This window comes from Streptomyces sp. NPDC093261 (genome assembly GCF_044753645.1).
GTDB lineage: Bacteria > Actinomycetota > Actinomycetes > Streptomycetales > Streptomycetaceae > Streptomyces.
Genome location: NZ_JBIVNO010000032.1, coordinates 1 through 13759, shown reverse-complemented (window position 1 = coordinate 13759; position 13759 = coordinate 1). Strand labels below are relative to the sequence as shown.

General features: G+C 67.7%; 17 protein-coding genes and 4 pseudogenes. 13 read left to right on the top strand and 8 right to left on the bottom strand.

Annotated features, from left to right (window positions below; all coding sequences use genetic code 11):
• Positions 1–14: 14 nt before the first annotated feature.
• The 5 genes and pseudogenes from ACIP94_RS36675 to ACIP94_RS36655 form a co-directional block, all read left to right on the top strand.
• Positions 15–161 (top strand): annotated as a pseudogene (locus tag ACIP94_RS36675) (helicase associated domain-containing protein); the annotation flags it as partial.
• A 46-nt stretch (positions 162–207) separates the two neighbouring features.
• Entirely contained in the window at positions 208–483 is a 276-nt protein-coding gene (locus tag ACIP94_RS36670; protein WP_402435953.1) for a hypothetical protein, read from the top strand.
• 26 nt (positions 484–509) lie between these two features.
• Positions 510–905, top strand: a complete 396-nt coding sequence (locus ACIP94_RS36665) for a nuclear transport factor 2 family protein (protein ID WP_402435893.1) — start codon at positions 510–512, stop codon at positions 903–905.
• Positions 906–930: 25 nt separating this feature from the next.
• Positions 931–1116 (top strand): hypothetical protein, encoded by a 186-nt coding sequence (locus ACIP94_RS36660; protein WP_402435890.1) that lies wholly within the window; start codon positions 931–933, stop codon positions 1114–1116.
• Between the two features lie 381 nt (positions 1117–1497).
• On the top strand, positions 1498–1629 hold the full coding sequence (locus ACIP94_RS36655; protein ID WP_402435950.1) for a hypothetical protein: 132 nt from the start codon (positions 1498–1500) through the stop codon (positions 1627–1629).
• Between the two features lie 4 nt (positions 1630–1633).
• On the opposite strand, the gene ACIP94_RS36650 is transcribed toward ACIP94_RS36655, so the two are convergent.
• Together ACIP94_RS36650 and ACIP94_RS36645 are read right to left on the bottom strand one after the other, a co-directional pair.
• A complete protein-coding gene (locus tag ACIP94_RS36650; protein WP_402435888.1) occupies positions 1634–2176 on the bottom strand; it encodes a DUF5709 domain-containing protein in 543 nt (180 codons plus the stop codon).
• 559 nt (positions 2177–2735) lie between these two features.
• Entirely contained in the window at positions 2736–3029 is a 294-nt protein-coding gene (locus ACIP94_RS36645; protein WP_402435885.1) for a hypothetical protein, read from the bottom strand.
• Positions 3030–3230: 201 nt separating this feature from the next.
• On the opposite strand from ACIP94_RS36645, the gene ACIP94_RS36640 reads away from it, so the two are divergent.
• Positions 3231–3509, top strand: coding sequence for a hypothetical protein (locus tag ACIP94_RS36640; protein WP_402435883.1), 279 nt, complete (start codon positions 3231–3233; stop codon positions 3507–3509).
• On the opposite strand, the gene ACIP94_RS36635 is transcribed toward ACIP94_RS36640, so the two are convergent.
• Complete coding sequence (locus ACIP94_RS36635) at positions 3473–4012, bottom strand: zeta toxin family protein (RefSeq protein WP_402435948.1); 540 nt, start codon at positions 4010–4012, stop codon at positions 3473–3475. The two genes, ACIP94_RS36640 and ACIP94_RS36635, sit on opposite strands and share 37 nt — an antisense overlap.
• 37 nt (positions 4013–4049) lie before the next feature.
• On the opposite strand from ACIP94_RS36635, the pseudogene ACIP94_RS36630 reads away from it, so the two are divergent.
• Positions 4050–4441 (top strand): annotated as a pseudogene (locus ACIP94_RS36630) (GNAT family N-acetyltransferase); the annotation flags it as partial.
• A gap of 309 nt (positions 4442–4750) precedes the next feature.
• On the opposite strand, the gene ACIP94_RS36625 reads toward ACIP94_RS36630, so the two are convergent.
• On the bottom strand, positions 4751–5221 hold the full coding sequence (locus ACIP94_RS36625) for an ATP-binding protein (RefSeq protein ID WP_402435880.1): 471 nt from the start codon (positions 5219–5221) through the stop codon (positions 4751–4753).
• A gap of 167 nt (positions 5222–5388) precedes the next feature.
• Between ACIP94_RS36625 and ACIP94_RS36620 the strand changes: the two genes are divergently transcribed.
• The 4 genes from ACIP94_RS36620 (at position 5389) to ACIP94_RS36605 (ending at position 8599) form a co-directional block, all read left to right on the top strand.
• Entirely contained in the window at positions 5389–5685 is a 297-nt protein-coding gene (locus ACIP94_RS36620) for a hypothetical protein (RefSeq protein WP_402435877.1), read from the top strand.
• Between the two features lie 498 nt (positions 5686–6183).
• A complete protein-coding gene (locus ACIP94_RS36615; RefSeq protein ID WP_402435874.1) occupies positions 6184–6816 on the top strand; it encodes an alpha-lytic protease prodomain-containing protein in 633 nt (210 codons plus the stop codon).
• Positions 6797–7351: a S1 family peptidase gene (locus ACIP94_RS36610; RefSeq protein ID WP_402435871.1), complete on the top strand. Its 555-nt coding sequence runs from the start codon at positions 6797–6799 to the stop codon at positions 7349–7351. Before ACIP94_RS36615 ends, ACIP94_RS36610 begins: the two co-directional genes overlap by 20 nt.
• A gap of 336 nt (positions 7352–7687) precedes the next feature.
• Positions 7688–8599, top strand: coding sequence for a hypothetical protein (locus tag ACIP94_RS36605; protein ID WP_402435869.1), 912 nt, complete (start codon positions 7688–7690; stop codon positions 8597–8599).
• A gap of 262 nt (positions 8600–8861) precedes the next feature.
• Here the strand turns inward: ACIP94_RS36605 and ACIP94_RS36600 are convergent, their stop codons facing one another.
• The 3 genes from ACIP94_RS36600 to ACIP94_RS36590 all read right to left on the bottom strand — a co-directional run bounded on the left by ACIP94_RS36600 (position 8862) and on the right by ACIP94_RS36590 (position 11410).
• Positions 8862–9110: a hypothetical protein gene (locus ACIP94_RS36600; RefSeq protein WP_402435866.1), complete on the bottom strand. Its 249-nt coding sequence runs from the start codon at positions 9108–9110 to the stop codon at positions 8862–8864.
• Between the two features lie 156 nt (positions 9111–9266).
• Positions 9267–10523, bottom strand: a complete 1257-nt coding sequence (locus tag ACIP94_RS36595) for a M20 family metallopeptidase (RefSeq protein ID WP_402435863.1) — start codon at positions 10521–10523, stop codon at positions 9267–9269.
• Positions 10520–11410 carry a trimeric intracellular cation channel family protein gene (locus tag ACIP94_RS36590; protein WP_402435860.1) on the bottom strand — a complete coding sequence of 297 codons (891 nt, stop codon included), beginning with the start codon at positions 11408–11410 and terminating at the stop codon, positions 10520–10522. Before ACIP94_RS36590 ends, ACIP94_RS36595 begins: the two co-directional genes overlap by 4 nt.
• A 306-nt stretch (positions 11411–11716) precedes the next feature.
• Here ACIP94_RS36590 and ACIP94_RS36585 point away from each other — a divergent pair.
• Both ACIP94_RS36585 and ACIP94_RS36580 read left to right on the top strand, forming a co-directional pair.
• Positions 11717–11860 (top strand): annotated as a pseudogene (locus tag ACIP94_RS36585) (IS630 family transposase); the annotation flags it as partial.
• 112 nt (positions 11861–11972) lie between these two features.
• Positions 11973–12832 (top strand): annotated as a pseudogene (locus ACIP94_RS36580) (IS630 family transposase); the annotation flags it as partial.
• Positions 12833–12855: 23 nt separating this feature from the next.
• On the opposite strand, the gene pyrF reads toward ACIP94_RS36580, so the two are convergent.
• On the bottom strand, positions 12856–13554 hold the full coding sequence (gene pyrF / locus ACIP94_RS36575; RefSeq protein ID WP_402435856.1) for an orotidine-5'-phosphate decarboxylase: 699 nt from the start codon (positions 13552–13554) through the stop codon (positions 12856–12858).
• Between the last annotated feature and the right edge of the window lie 205 nt (positions 13555–13759).

Here is a 13759-nt window from a genome sequence, read left to right as displayed (position 1 = left end):
CCGCGCTGGAGGCCGTGGACCAGGACTGGAACCCCTCATGGCCGGCGGACTGGCAACGCCACTACGCCGCACTACGCGAACTCGTACGCGAGGAAAGCGACCCCACGATCGTCACACCCGGCATCACCGTCCACGGCATGGACATCGGAAAGTGGCTGGCCCGGCAGCGGATTTTCTTGTGGGTCAGGACCGTGGGGCGTGGTCTGCATGACGATGGATATCGAGCTGATCACTGCCGGGCAGTTGTACCGCTACTACCTGCGCCACGTCGTCCTCGGCGACGGCCGCCGCCCGGCCCGCATGCGGATCCCCGGTCAGAGACGAATGTCGCCGGACAGTCGATGTGCCATCCGTCGTCGTGATGAGCATGTGGTGGTGGGCCGTCTCCTGTTCCTTGACCGCATAAACAGTGCGGGTAGTGAGAGCACCAGGCTGCGGGCGCGTGCTGCGGTGTCGCACCACTTAGGGTCGATGGGGGATTGACGACGGCCGCTGAAGAAGGGGAGATCATGTCCGAGAACAGTGCCGACCTGACGGTCGCCGATCGCTTCCTGGCCGAGTTCCAGGCCCGGGACTGGGAGAGGCTGAGCGGCCTGCTGGCCGACGACGTCACCTGGACCATGCCGGGAACCGGCACCATCTCAGGCACTATCCGTGGCAAGGATGCGGTCGTGGGCAGAGCCCGGCACATCGCTGGGCAGGGACTGCACACCGAGTTGTTGCACGTGCTCGTCGGCGCACATGGCGCCGCCCTCTCGCTCCGCAACACGGCAACTGCCCCCGACGGACGCAGGCTCGACGAACACCTCGCGACCGTGCTGACCACCCAATGCGGCCGCATCACCGCCATCGACAGCTACCTGTCGGACGTCGAAGGCATGAGCGCCTTCTTCAGCGAGGCCTGAGCTCGTCAACGCCGTCGGCCGCAGTGTGACCGACGGCGATATTCCCCGGCACGACTCATGGATCTGGACCAGCCTCTACGGGGCGCTGGCCGTACTCGCCGGCATCGAGGCCTGCGCCTGGCATGCCTTCCGCAGCACGCTTACGGACACCAAGAGCGCAGACGCGGAGAACGGGACCGGCAACAGCGTGGGCGCCACGCCTGAATCCTGACCGGCCACCCCCTGACGGGCCGCCTCGGCCACGCGGCGGCTCCTCAGGCGCTCCGGCGCCCCGCCCTCACCGCCGTCGCTGTGACCTGGCCGCATCCACCGCGACGGGTGGTCACCGTCCTGCGGAGGCCAGGCCATGCCATGCCTGCCGTGCCGCTGCCTGAGCCGGGGGAGTGGGGGTTGTGCCGCTTCCCCCGCCGCTTACCCCGCCATCCGTGACGGTCAGGACAGCCGGGAACGCGCCCCACGACTTCCTCTCGTGTCCCGTGAGCGACCGGTCACGGCCGCACTACGCCCCGCACCGTCACCCTCGCCGCAGCGCGCGGCCCGGCCCGGCCCCAAGCCTTCCCGCCGAGCGAAGGAACCCGCTCATGCCCCCCTGATGGGCTGCGGCGGCATCGTCGACTACCTCGTCGACGCCGTGTTCAACTATCCGACGCTCGCGGAGTCGTACAAGGTCGCCGCCCTGGACGCGACGAACAAGCTGCGGCAGACCGACCGTCTGCGGGACTGACTCCTCAGCCCTGCCGGTGCCGACGCCGGGGGCGCTGGTACAGCAGGGGATCGTCCGGAGGGATGGGGTCGTCGTCGGGCAGTGAGAAGTCGTCGTCGGTGACGTGGGCCGCGGCCTCCTCGGCACTGGCCGCTCCCCCGTCGATTCCCACGTCGTAGGCGACCTCGTCCTTCTCGGTGTCGGGATGTGCGCCCTCGTCCGGGGCCACCAGGCGGCCGGCGCGCGCCTCACCCGCCTCCGGGTCGATGAGCTCGCCGTCACCGCCGGGCAGGTCGCCCACCCCGTCACCCTCCGGCTCCCGTACATCCGGCTCCTCCTGGGCCAACCGCTGGTCGAGGCTCTCGCCCGCCCGCTGCTCGGCCGCGGTCGTGCCGTACTTGGTGACGCCGAGCGGCTTCTCGGGCGGGGAGTACCCCTCGTCGAGGAGTTCGTCATAGCTCGGTTCCTCGACCGCGTCCTCCAGGTCGTCCAGCCGTGCGGCGTCCTCTTCGCGTACGTCGTTCTCGGTCGGCTGGTAGACGTCGTCGGCCATCGGATCGGTGTTCACGGGTGGCCTCCGTCCATCAGCGGCGCTCAGGAGCGTCGACATCCGCGTTTCCCGGTATGGCCGTCCCAATCATCAATCAGCGGGGCTATCGTCACACCCGCACACGCTGTGACCGCCCGTCGACGCAGCGGCTGCACGGTGCACCACCCGCGTTTTCCGGCCCGCCGCCCGAGGCCATCCCCTCTGGCGGCTCCGTGCCGGCTCGGGCTCCCAGCCGCCCTGGTCCACGCCCGCTCGCCCTGCCCGGCTCCGGGGCCGGGCTGCGGCTTCCCCGAGCGCGGACTGCATCTGTTCGGGCAGGGACTGCCCGAATCGTGCGGCCAGTCCGCCGCGGCGCAGGTATTCCTCGATCGGCTCGCCGGGGTGGTTCGCCTCCCATCGCCGGGGTGGTTCGCCTCCCAGTACCGGCGCAGGGCCAGGTCGAAGGCGGGCAGTGGGCGTCCGACGCGGTCGGCGAGGGCGAGCCGGATCGTGAGGACCAGTTGCTCGAAGTCGGTGCCGGCCGGAGCGGGCGAGGTCGATCCGGACGGGCAGGATCCGTCCGTCCGGCCAGCCGGGCTCACCCCACTGAGGCGGGCGCTGTCCGGCGTCGGCGAGTGATGCCTCGAGCTTGCGGGACAGGGGTGTTCTTGCCGATTCCGCCGACGCCGTGCAGGACGATCACGTTGTTCCGCGGCGCTTCGAGGTCTTCGAGGTCGAAACCGGGGGAGGAGATCCGCTGCAGGTGCTCAGCGAGCGCATCGGCTACCAGATTCCACTGCGCCTGCCGGTTGGCGAACGCCTCTTCAGCGCTCACCGTGCGGTCGTTCGTACTGAACAGGGCCCTCAGATCACGGCCGCCGGTCACGTCCACCCCCGATAGATGATCACTGGGAGTTCAACCTATGCCCGTCCTGGGGGATTTTGGGGAGTCGCTCCCGGGGGCGTGGCCCGGTTGGGTGGCGGTGGTTTCAGGCCTGTCCATGGCCCGGGAGGCCGGGATGGTACGGAGTCGGGGGAGTGGGCCGGGAGGACAATGGCCCCTCGTTCAAGATCAGATTTCGAAGGGGGTGCCATGGTCGGCACACCAGAGGAGCCCGACTTCTCCGGCGTGGGCGGGGGCGAGGATCAGCAGGCGGACGACATCGTGCGGGAGGTGGTGGGCTGGTACAGCGCTCAGCTCGTCGCGGAACGCCGTGCACCCGTGCCCGACGATGAACGGATCGAGGCGCTGAAGGCGGGCCGTGAGGCTGCGCTCGCTGACCAGGCGCAGCTGGCGACCGCCGATCCGGAGGAGGCGGCCCGGATCGCTGTCGTCTACGCGGCCCGGCTGAGAGAGCTCAAGGAGTCGTAGCCAGCGGTCTGCCGCCGTACGGGCAGGGCCCCCACGGACGGATGCGGCCGGTCGATGCGGGCCGGCTGCATGCGAGGCGGCATCAGAGGCCGAGCGAGCGCGGCGATGTCGTCCAGTTCGCCCCGGTGCCGGGGAAGCGCCCGGCGCAGCGCCTGGTGGAGCTGGAGGAATGCCATGGCTTCCTGCTCGGTGTACGGGCGCATCCGTTCCGCGGCCAGCGCCCACGATGCCCGGCCGGAGCCGTCGGCTTCGTGGCGCAGCAAGGCCTGCCTGTCACAGCGGATCACGGTGATGGCCGCGATCTGCGGGTGCCGCTCGGCGGCGGCGACGATATCCGTAAGCGCGTGGAAGCAGGTGTCGTGCCCGGAGCGCATGGTGAACCGGCCTGTACCCCCGATCTGCAGCGCCCGGGCGTAACGCAGGGCGGTGGCGAGACGGCTGTCGGCTGCGCGTACGGCCAGGACGACGAGCTCCACTGGATAGCCGTCGGCCGCGAAGGGCAGTGCGCTGTCGAGGAAGCCGAGGTGCGGGACTGGTTCTTACGCACGCGTGCTGGTGCCGCAGTACGAGACCTGGGTGGCGGTCACCGAGAACAGCGTGGGGGGGGAGTCATGGCGCTCAGCGCCGCGGAGCTGAAGCAGCTCTACCTTGATCCAGCGTGGCGCGGGCGAGGACTGGGCGATCGGTTCATGTATCTGGCCAAGCAGCGCCGGCCAGACGGGCCGGCGCTGTGGACGTTCCAGGTGAACAAAGCGGCGCAGCGGTTCTACGAACGGCACGGCTTCGTCGAGGTCGAGCGAACGGACGGGCGGCGCAACGATGAGCGAGAGCCGGACGTCCGCTACGTCTGGCAGCCCCGGGCCGATCTGCCAACGTCGCCCGGGCTGGAGGGGACACGCTGCCGTGAAGGCGGTCACCCGAACTCCCGGTGACCGCCTTCACGGCGAGCCATGACGCGCAATAGGAAGCGGTGCACCAACTCGGATGACGTGGTGCACCGCCGAGCACTGCCGTACCAGAAAGGGCAAGTCTCCAGGCGGGCGCCGATCGGCCCCGCGGCGTGCGTTACGGCTGGTCAGCCGGGTATGGCGTCAGCGCCGAGCCAGCCGCTCGGTTTGGTGAGCGGCAAGCGGACAGAACGGAAGGATCGCGCTGAAGCTGCTGTCCAAGATCAGTGTCGCGCGGCAGGATCGCGGCGGCCTCGCCGGACCGATTGCCGCCCCGAGATGGCGGCGACCTGGTCACAACGCGCGGTCGGCCACGTCTCCGATGGGGTCCCCGACGAGATCGACTGTTGCCCTGATGCGCTTGCCCACCGGTTCGCGGTGCACCTCAAAGCTCCGGCAGAGCGCCACGACGATCTCGAGACCGTGCTGACCCACCCGGACCGGATCGAGGCCTTGGATCATGGGTAGCCGGGGTTCGCTGTCCCACACAGTCACCCCGACGGCGCCTTCATCGGCCTCTAACGTCAGGAGATACGGCCCCGGGGCGTACTTCTGGGTGTTGGTCACAAGCTCGCTCACCACCAGCTGCACATTGCCCATCGCCCGCCCTGACACCGGGACCCCGTGCACGGCCTGAAGATCTTGCAGAAACGATCGGGCGTAAGCGCGGGCCTCAGCGATCGCCTCCGTGCCCTCGAACGCGGCAGACACCGAGATCGACTCATCAGACAGCGCCCAACCCTCGCCGTCAGCAGCCTGCTTCATAAGCCGCCTCGCCCTTGCGCTCCTACCAGTCACCGGCCCGATGACCCGAAGAATCCCGCCATAGACGCGGCCAATGGGTGATCTTGGGCGTTACCACCGTTGCGGCAGTCGCAGCCAGCGATGGATCGGCTGCTGAGCATGGTAGTGGATGGTGACAGGATCGACGCATGGGCACCGAGACGGACTGGGTGTACCGAGTGTTCGAGCCGCACGGCTCCGAGGGATGGCGCCCCTACGGCGACGCCGAGCGTTGGCATGGAGCGATCACCGCACCCGACTCGGCCGAGGGAGCCAAGCTAGCCATCGGCCGGATCGTCGGCGACCTGATGACCGAGTGGGAGAGCATCGGCCTCCGCCACGCGATGCACGTGCGGGTCTTCCTCTGGCACGACGAGGAGGACAGCACCGAGGAGCCGGACTTCATTGTGGAGGTACGGCCCCGGTCGGACTTCGACGCAGCGTGACGAATCCGAGCCGGATCCGCGTTCCGGATACAGGCCCGGGGACACCAGATAGGTGGATCATCCCCGTCGGCGCCTGCTGGCTCAACCTCCAGGAAGGCTGGTGGCGCATCTTCCGCAAGACTGCCCTCGCCGGCCAGTCCTTCGCCGGACCACCCGAGATCGACCAGGCCACCCGCATGGCAAGGCCTGAGGAGCAGCCGATACGGACCACGGCGTACTGGGGCACCGGCAACGGCGGGAAGTCTCGGATCACGCGAGCATCCTCGTCCTCCGGCCACACCGGGAAGGCGCGAGCCGGCCCTACCACCCTGCGGCGGGCCCCGACATCACTCAATCATGTTCAGTAGCGTCTCACTCGCCGTCCGTGGACCGAGACGTTTTATTGATGGGGCCTTTTCCGGCCGCAGCTCGTGAATTCAGGCCAACATTCACTGATAAGCGGAATTGCCATGTCCAATTCATCAATTGTTAATCCGCTGACCAGCCTCGCCTGGAGCGTTGATCGCCAGGAACGCATTCCGACTTCGGAAAGCAGGGGGCTTACGTGCGAAGACGTCATCACGCGTACCGGGGGAAGCCGCGGCGGCGGCCAGCGGAATACTCACACTCACCACCCTGACCGCCGCCCAGGCAGCCCCGGCACCACTCACCGATCCTGCCAAGGCGGCAGCGATCGCCGATCAGCTGGGCAATAAGCGCACAGTCGGCATCTACTACCGGAACGAACGACTTGTTGTCGCCGTCACCGATCAGGCCGCGGCAGAAACCGTGCGAAGTGCTGGGGCGGTAGCGGAGGTCGTCCCACACAGCACGGCCGAGCTCGGCTCTGCCAAGGCGCAGCTGGATCAACTGGCAGGGATACGCGACACTGCCTGGAGCACCGACCAGATCAGCAACCGGGTGAACGTACAGATCTACGACGGGGTTTCCGACGCCGACAGGTCTCGAATTGAGAAGGCGGTTTCCAGGTACGGAGACGCGGTCAAAATAACCGAACACTCTGGCAAGATCGAAATCGACCGCCTACGCTATGCGCGGCGGCCTGGGCGTAACATCGGAATATACCTCCGGTGGGACGAACTGGGTCACCACCTGCACCGCCGGGTTCAACGTGCAGAACGCCAGCGGTAAGAAGTACATGCTCACCGCCGGCCACTGCATGGGGGGCGGCGCCGTCACCTGGCATCGCAGGAGCGGGGACATTCCCCTCGGGCGAGCCATCAACTGGGTCTACGGGAACGACACGGATCAGTCCGACTACGGGGTGGTGGAGTACACCAACAGCGACGTCACACCCAATGGGACGATCCAGTACAAAGACGGCTCTGAAGGGCAGATCTCGCGTTCCGCCTCTGCGTTCGAGGGGGAGAAGGTGAAGCGCGTGGGGACCGTGAGCCAGGACCTGGTGGGCATGGTGCTGGCGACGGACGCGACGGTGACCTATACCGACGGCACCACGCTCCGCCACATGATCGAGGCGAGTAACTGCTCGGTGCATGGTGACAGCGGCGGGCCCCTCTTCAGCGATGAGACGGCTCTGGGCATCCTGTCGGGCGGCAGCTATGCCGACCAGCCCTGCGGGGATTCCGACGGCCAGACTGACCGCTCCAGCTTTTACGAGCCGGTATACAAGGTGCTCTCCTGGGAAGGCCTGAAGGTCTACTAAGAGTTGTTCCGTAACTCGACGAAGAGGCCAGCGGGTCACCGCCGCCGGACCGACTTATCCGGCCCTGGTCCGGCTCGGCAGCAAACCACCCAGTCGGTTCGAATTGGACACCGGCAAGCGTCGCCCCGAGTTGCGGGACAGCCCCTCGGCCACAGACCATCTCTCGCCGTCTGCGGCGCGAACGCGGATGCAGCAGGCGGCGAGAAGGGCTGTGAGTGAACCCGGACGCCCCCCTGCACGTCGAAGGTGTGGAGTGGGATCAGCGTCCAGCGCTGATGTATCTCCGCACCCTAGTTTTCAGTAGCCAATCCGTCGTCGACCGCCGCAGAGGACTCCATGCATACGCACGTGAAGCGCTCTTTCAGCCTGCTGCTGGTATCGCTCCTGAGCATTGGCTTCCTTGGTGGTTGCGGCAATGATCAGCGCGCCGGCGATGGTCATGCGAACGATCAGTCGCTGCGTATACAGGAGGAGCGCGCCCGTCAAGTAGCCGATTCCTGGCGGGCGTCTGCGGCCGCCACTGCTTGGATGCAGGGCTACTACCCGATGGCCGACGCGGTGCAGAAGCCGGCATCCGGCTGGCGCAGCAAGGCGGACGAGAGAGCCTACGAGACAAAGAACTTCGTCCTGAGTGGCGATCTGCCCAGCACTGCCCCCGTGCTCGGCACGGTGGACTGGGGGAACGGGAAGACTCTCACCCGCCCACTGATCGGGGCAAAGAAGGCGTACCAGTCGTTCGCCCTCAACCGCAGTGACGGACCCCGGCTGACCGTGACTGGGGCTCGGCTCGGTACAGCGACGATCGTGACGAGCCGCGGCACCGCGACCGTACCCGCATGGCTGTTCACACTGGAGAGCTACGACACCCCGCTCAAGCGGATCGCCGTCACCCCCTCAAAGCTTCCCAAGTCGCCGATCGGGCAAGCTCGGCAAGGGGCTGCCGGCGGTCTAAGGAGCGTCGCCCGGCTGGCCGGGACATCGGCAGGTGGTCGCTCCATAACGGTGAAAGCCACTCGTGGATCCTGCGACGACGGACCCGTCGTCAAAGCGCTGGAGACGAGCGAGAGCGTAGTACTGTACGCCTCCATAGCGGGGGAAAAGGACGGCCCCTGCCCCGCCAGCATGACCGAACAGAGCGTGAAGGTCGAGCTGTCGAAGCCGCTCGGTGACCGCCTCCTCCTGGATGCCTTCACCGGCCGACCAGTGCCGTACGGGGACCCTCACGGGCCGTCACCGAGCTGGACGTAAGCGCAACACGATCCAGGTGCTCCACCAGGTCTACGCCGTCCGACCGGGAGCCGGACGCCATCTAGTAGCAGTTCGACCAGATCACGGCCGAGGACTTCGCACGGATGTACTTCCGCGCCAACAACACTCGCGTGCGCGGCCTGGGCGTGGAGTTCACCGACGTGGATCAGATCGCCATCTCCCTGTAGGGGCCCGCACAGCAGTGCCCCCGTGCCCTCGGCGATTGGGCCGGGACGGGGGCGGGGGTATGGGGCGGAAGGCGTCAGGGGCGGAGAACAAAGACGCGGGCCAGGCCCCAGGCGGCGCCGGCCGCGGTGAAGAGAGCGAGCGCGGCGGGCAGGTTACCGAGGGCGAGTAGCGGGACGGCGATGCCGAAGGCGATCAGGCCGACGGTGGTGAGGCCGTAGACGGCGGCGCGCGCCGCAGTCCGGGTGAGGGCGTTGACGATCTCGCTGCGGCGCTTGTGACTCGGCGCCGGCCAAAGGAGAAGCGAGATGGGTATGTACCCCATGCAGACGGCGATCGTCTGCCCCGGCTGCGGGAGAAGCCTTGGCCAAGACCCACAGTCGGTGCGCGTCATGGCCGAGGGCTTACCAGCGGAAGTGACCTACGAGACGGATTCGCCAGGGCGCAGTGAGCGGCGGGACGGGGAGAACTGCGTGTGGTGTCAGGTGCCGAGCCAGGCGAGGGCTGCGACGGTCAGGGCGCTGACGCCGGTGTCCAGGGTGGGTTGGGTGACGGGGGCGAAGGTGGGGCTGTGGTTGACCGGGATGTCCTGGGCGATCGTGCCGTTTTCGGCGGCCTGGGCGTACTGGTCGGGGTCGGTGCCGCCGATGCCCCAGTAGGTGAACGGCGCACCGAACGCTTTGGGGATCTCGCTCATGTCCTCGCTGGCGGTCTGCAGGTCGATGGTGTGTGCGTCGTCGCCGAAGTGGGCGGCGAATGCGTTGGCGACGCGCCGGGTCGGGGCTTCGTCGTTGACCGTGGGCGGGAAGGAGGTGATCTTTTCGATCCGGGGTGCCTTGGGCGACTGGGAGGCCTGGCACTCGGCGTTGACGATCCGCTCGATGGCGTTGAGGACGTGGGTGCGCGAGGCGTCGTCGTAGGTGCGGACGTTGACCTGGATGACGGCGGTGTCGGGGATGACGTTGGGGCCGGTGCCGGCATGGATGCTGCCTACGGTGACGACGGCGGGGGTGGTGGCGGCCAGTTCCCGGGAAACGATGGTCTGCAGGCGCACGACGATCATGGCGGCCGTCACCACCGGGTCCACCGCGGCTTGGGGCATGGAGCCGTGTGCTCCCCGGCCGTGGACGGTGATGCGCAGGCTGTCCGCGGCCGACAGGAACGGTCCGCAGCGGGTGCCGACGTAACCGGCCGGATAGGGCAGGACGTGCTGGGCGAGGACCACGTCGGGTCGGGGTGTCTTGGACGTCAGACCATCGTTGATCATGGCGTGGGCGCCGTCGCCGTTCTCCTCCGAGGGCTGGAAGAGCGCCACGAAAGTGCCCCGCCAGGCGTCTTTGGCCTGAGCCATCAGCCGTGCACAGCCGATCAGGCAGGCCACATGCACATCATGTCCGCAGGCGTGCATCACGGGCTGCTCGGTGCCGTCCTCGCCGGTGACGGTGAGGGTGGAAGCGTAGGGCAGACCTGTCTGCTCACGTACCGGCAGGGCATCCATGTCGGCACGGACCATGACAACCGGCCCCTCGCCGTTGGCCAGAACCCCGATCACCCCCGTCCCGCCGATGCCGCCGGTGACCTCGTAACCGAAGCCCCGCAAGGCAGCGGACGCCTTCTTGGCCGTGCGGTGCTCGCGCAGGCCGAGTTCGGGGTGTCTGTGCAGGTCCTTGTAGAGGTCCTCCAGATCGGAGCGGATGGACTCCAGGCCGGCCAGCACCGTGCGGGCACTGTCGCTCACGGTTCCTCCTTGCGCGACGACTTGCCCCCAGGGCCGGTGGCGGGACGAGAGCGGCGCCGCATCAGCGAGGCCAGTTGGGAACGGGGCTGCCAGTCCAGGCCGCTGGGCAGGTTCCAGCCGAAGTGCACGGCAGTGAGCCGGAAGACCAAGGCCACGGCGACGCCCAGGCCGATGCCGACCCCTGGAATCCCCAGGTACGAGCAGAGCACCGTGACCGCGGCGACCACCAGGGCGACAGTGGCATACAGGCCATTGCCGCCGAACACGGCAGGCACCCGGCCGAGGATGACATCACGCAGGGCGCCACCGCCCACAGCGGTGAGGGTGCCCAGCATGACGGCCGGGAGCCAGCCCAGGCCGACCGCCAAGGTCTTGTTGGCACCCGCGACCGCCCAGAACCCGATCACCGCGGCATCGAGCACAGTGAAAAGCCGGATCCAGGACTGTTCACTGACCCGGATCACAAAAGCGACCGCGGCACCGGCGAAGGCGACCGCCAGGTAGGCGTAGTCGGTCAGCGCCACCGGTGTGCCGTGCTGTAGCAGCACATCCCTGATCACACCTCCGCCCAGGCCGGAGATGACGCCGACCACCAAGAACCCGAACAGGTCCAGGCCCGCCGTGCGAGCCACAGCACCACCCAGCAGCGCACACGAGCAGACACCGGCAAGGTCGAGATACCGCGTCACCACATCGATCCCGGCGGGAACCAAAGAAGCCGACATAACAGACACGGTGGGCACCAGGCGAGCATAGCCGACATCACGCTCTGAGCCGCAAAGGCGTACACAAACCACGACCGATGTCGACAACACGCCCCCATCGCACCGCGGCCGCGCCACGAACGATGGCAGCACCACCGGCCCCACCGCCGTCAGACCGACCACGCCCGCAGACAGCCACGCCCGGCAATCCGGCCCTACTCGGCGAACAATCCGCGACGACGCGATAGGTGCGGCCAGACCGTTTGAAACCAGCCGCTCTCATCACTGGAGTGCGATGTGCCGACTTCGTATCAGTGAGCACGCGTCAGTCACGGTTGAGCGGGAAATCCCTACCGCCGGCTCAGACGGAGCCGGGGCGCGCTGCGGGGTGGGTGCAGTTGGCTCGACTGGTGCTGTGACCGCACAGGTTCCCCGGGTTGGCGGTTGAAGCAGTTGGATGGGCGGTGACGTTCGTTTCGATCGCTGGAGGTGTGGTGGCCGCCTGCGCGGGTGCGCAGACCGACCGATCCGGAGGGGCAGAAGCTGCAGCAGATAGTGCGCCGGGGCCGTACGAGCTCGGTGCGCTATCGCCGGGCGATGATGCTGCCGACGTCCGCCGGCGGGAACCGGCTCGGCGGCATCCTCCACGGCTGTCTCCATCCCGTACCCTCTAGGACGAAGCAACCGCCTGGTCGCACCACGCCCCCCTCCAGGCCGCTTGACCTCGAATGTCATGGGGTGTCTGCTCATGCCTGACGACGAGGACTTCGTCACCCAGACGGCCATCACCCGCCCCACCAAGCTCGGCCAGCCCTTCACCCGGTGGTCGATCCGCAAACTCGCCGCCTACCTGCGCCGCGTGCACGGCCGCGTCATCCGCATCGGCCGTGAGGCTTTACGGTGCCTGCTCCTGCGCCGAGGCATCACCTTCCAGCGCACCAAGACGTGGAAGGAATCCCCCGACCCCGAGCGCGCCACCAAACTCGACCGCATCGAGCAGGTACTGGACCGCTTTCCGGACCGGGTCTTCGCCTTCGACGAGTTCGGCCCGTTGGGCATCCGGCCCACCGCAGGCTCCTGCTGGGCGAAGCAGGGCAAGCCCAACCGACTACCGGCGACCTACCGCCGCACCCACGGCGTCACCTACTTCACGGCTGCTACTCCATCGGCGACGACAGCCTGTGGGGCGTCAACCGCCGCCGCAAAAGCACCGTCAACAGCCTGGCCGCACTGAAGTCGATCCGCGCCGCCCGCCCCGACGGCGCCCCTATCCACATCATCCTGGACAACCTCTCCGCCCACACCGGCTCAGCCATCCGCCGCTGGGCGAAGAAGAACAAGGCCGAGCTGTGCTTCACCCCGACCTACGCCTCCTGGGCCAGCCCCATCGAGGCGCACTTCGGTCCGCTGCGGCAGTTCACCCTGGCCAACTCCCACCACCGCAGCCACCCCGCGCAGGCCCAGGCCCTGCACCGCTACCTGCGCCGGCGCCACGCCAACGCCCGCCACCTCGACGTCCTGGCCGCCCAACGCCGTGAACGCGCCCGCATCCGCAGTGTGAAGGGCATCCGCTGGGGCAGACGCCCCCTGGAAGCCGCAGCCTGACCAACCGTGGTCAGAAAGTTCCTCTACTGCAGCTGTAGGTTGCCGTGGACAAGGCGAAGTGCGGATGCCGGGTCCATGGCGCGTGTGACCGTCCGTCCCACGACGACATGTGAGGCGCCCGCGGCAATGGCAGCCCGTGGCGTGCCAGGACGGGCATGCTCACCGGGAGAGCCACCGGGCAGAGCAACCCCAGGCGTGACAATCAAAGCACCGCCACCCAGCAGTCCTCGCAAGGCGGAGACTTCCTGCGGCGAGGCGATCACGCCATGGCATCCAGCTTGCTGAGCCAGGCCGGCCAACCGGAGTACCTGACTCTCGGCGGAAACACCGACACCGATGTCCGCGAGGTCGGAGTCGGTCATGCTGGTGACGACGGTCAGAGCGAGGACGCGAAGCTCCGGGAAATCGCGAGCCGCATCAACAGCGGCAGCCATGATGCCCGTGCCTCCCATGCTGTGCACGGTCACCATGGAGACGCCGAGGGCTCCTGCCGCACGGACGGCACCGGCGACGGAGTTCGGGATCTCGAAGAGCTTGAGGTCCAGGAACACCTCTTTGCCCTGGGCGACGAGGTGCTTGATGAACTCAGGCCCAGCCGCTGTGAGGAGCTCCAGTCCGACCTTGTAGAAGCGGCACCCGTCGCCCAGCTGATCGACGATGTCTTGAGCGGCCGCGCGGTTGTCACAGTCCAAAGCGACGATGATCTGGCTGGTTGGCTCCATGACGTCATTCTGATCTCCACACGCGTACCGCTTATCATCGGCCCCCTCTCGCTGCTCGGCGTGCTCTCCGAGCATGCCCCCGCAACCCGGGAACCTGTGCGGTCACAGCACTAGTGATCTGGTCTTGAGTTCACGTTTCGCCACGTGAGGCGTCGTTCGTTTCAGATTGCAGTCTGGGCGGTGACAGCGGCCAGTCGGCTGCGGT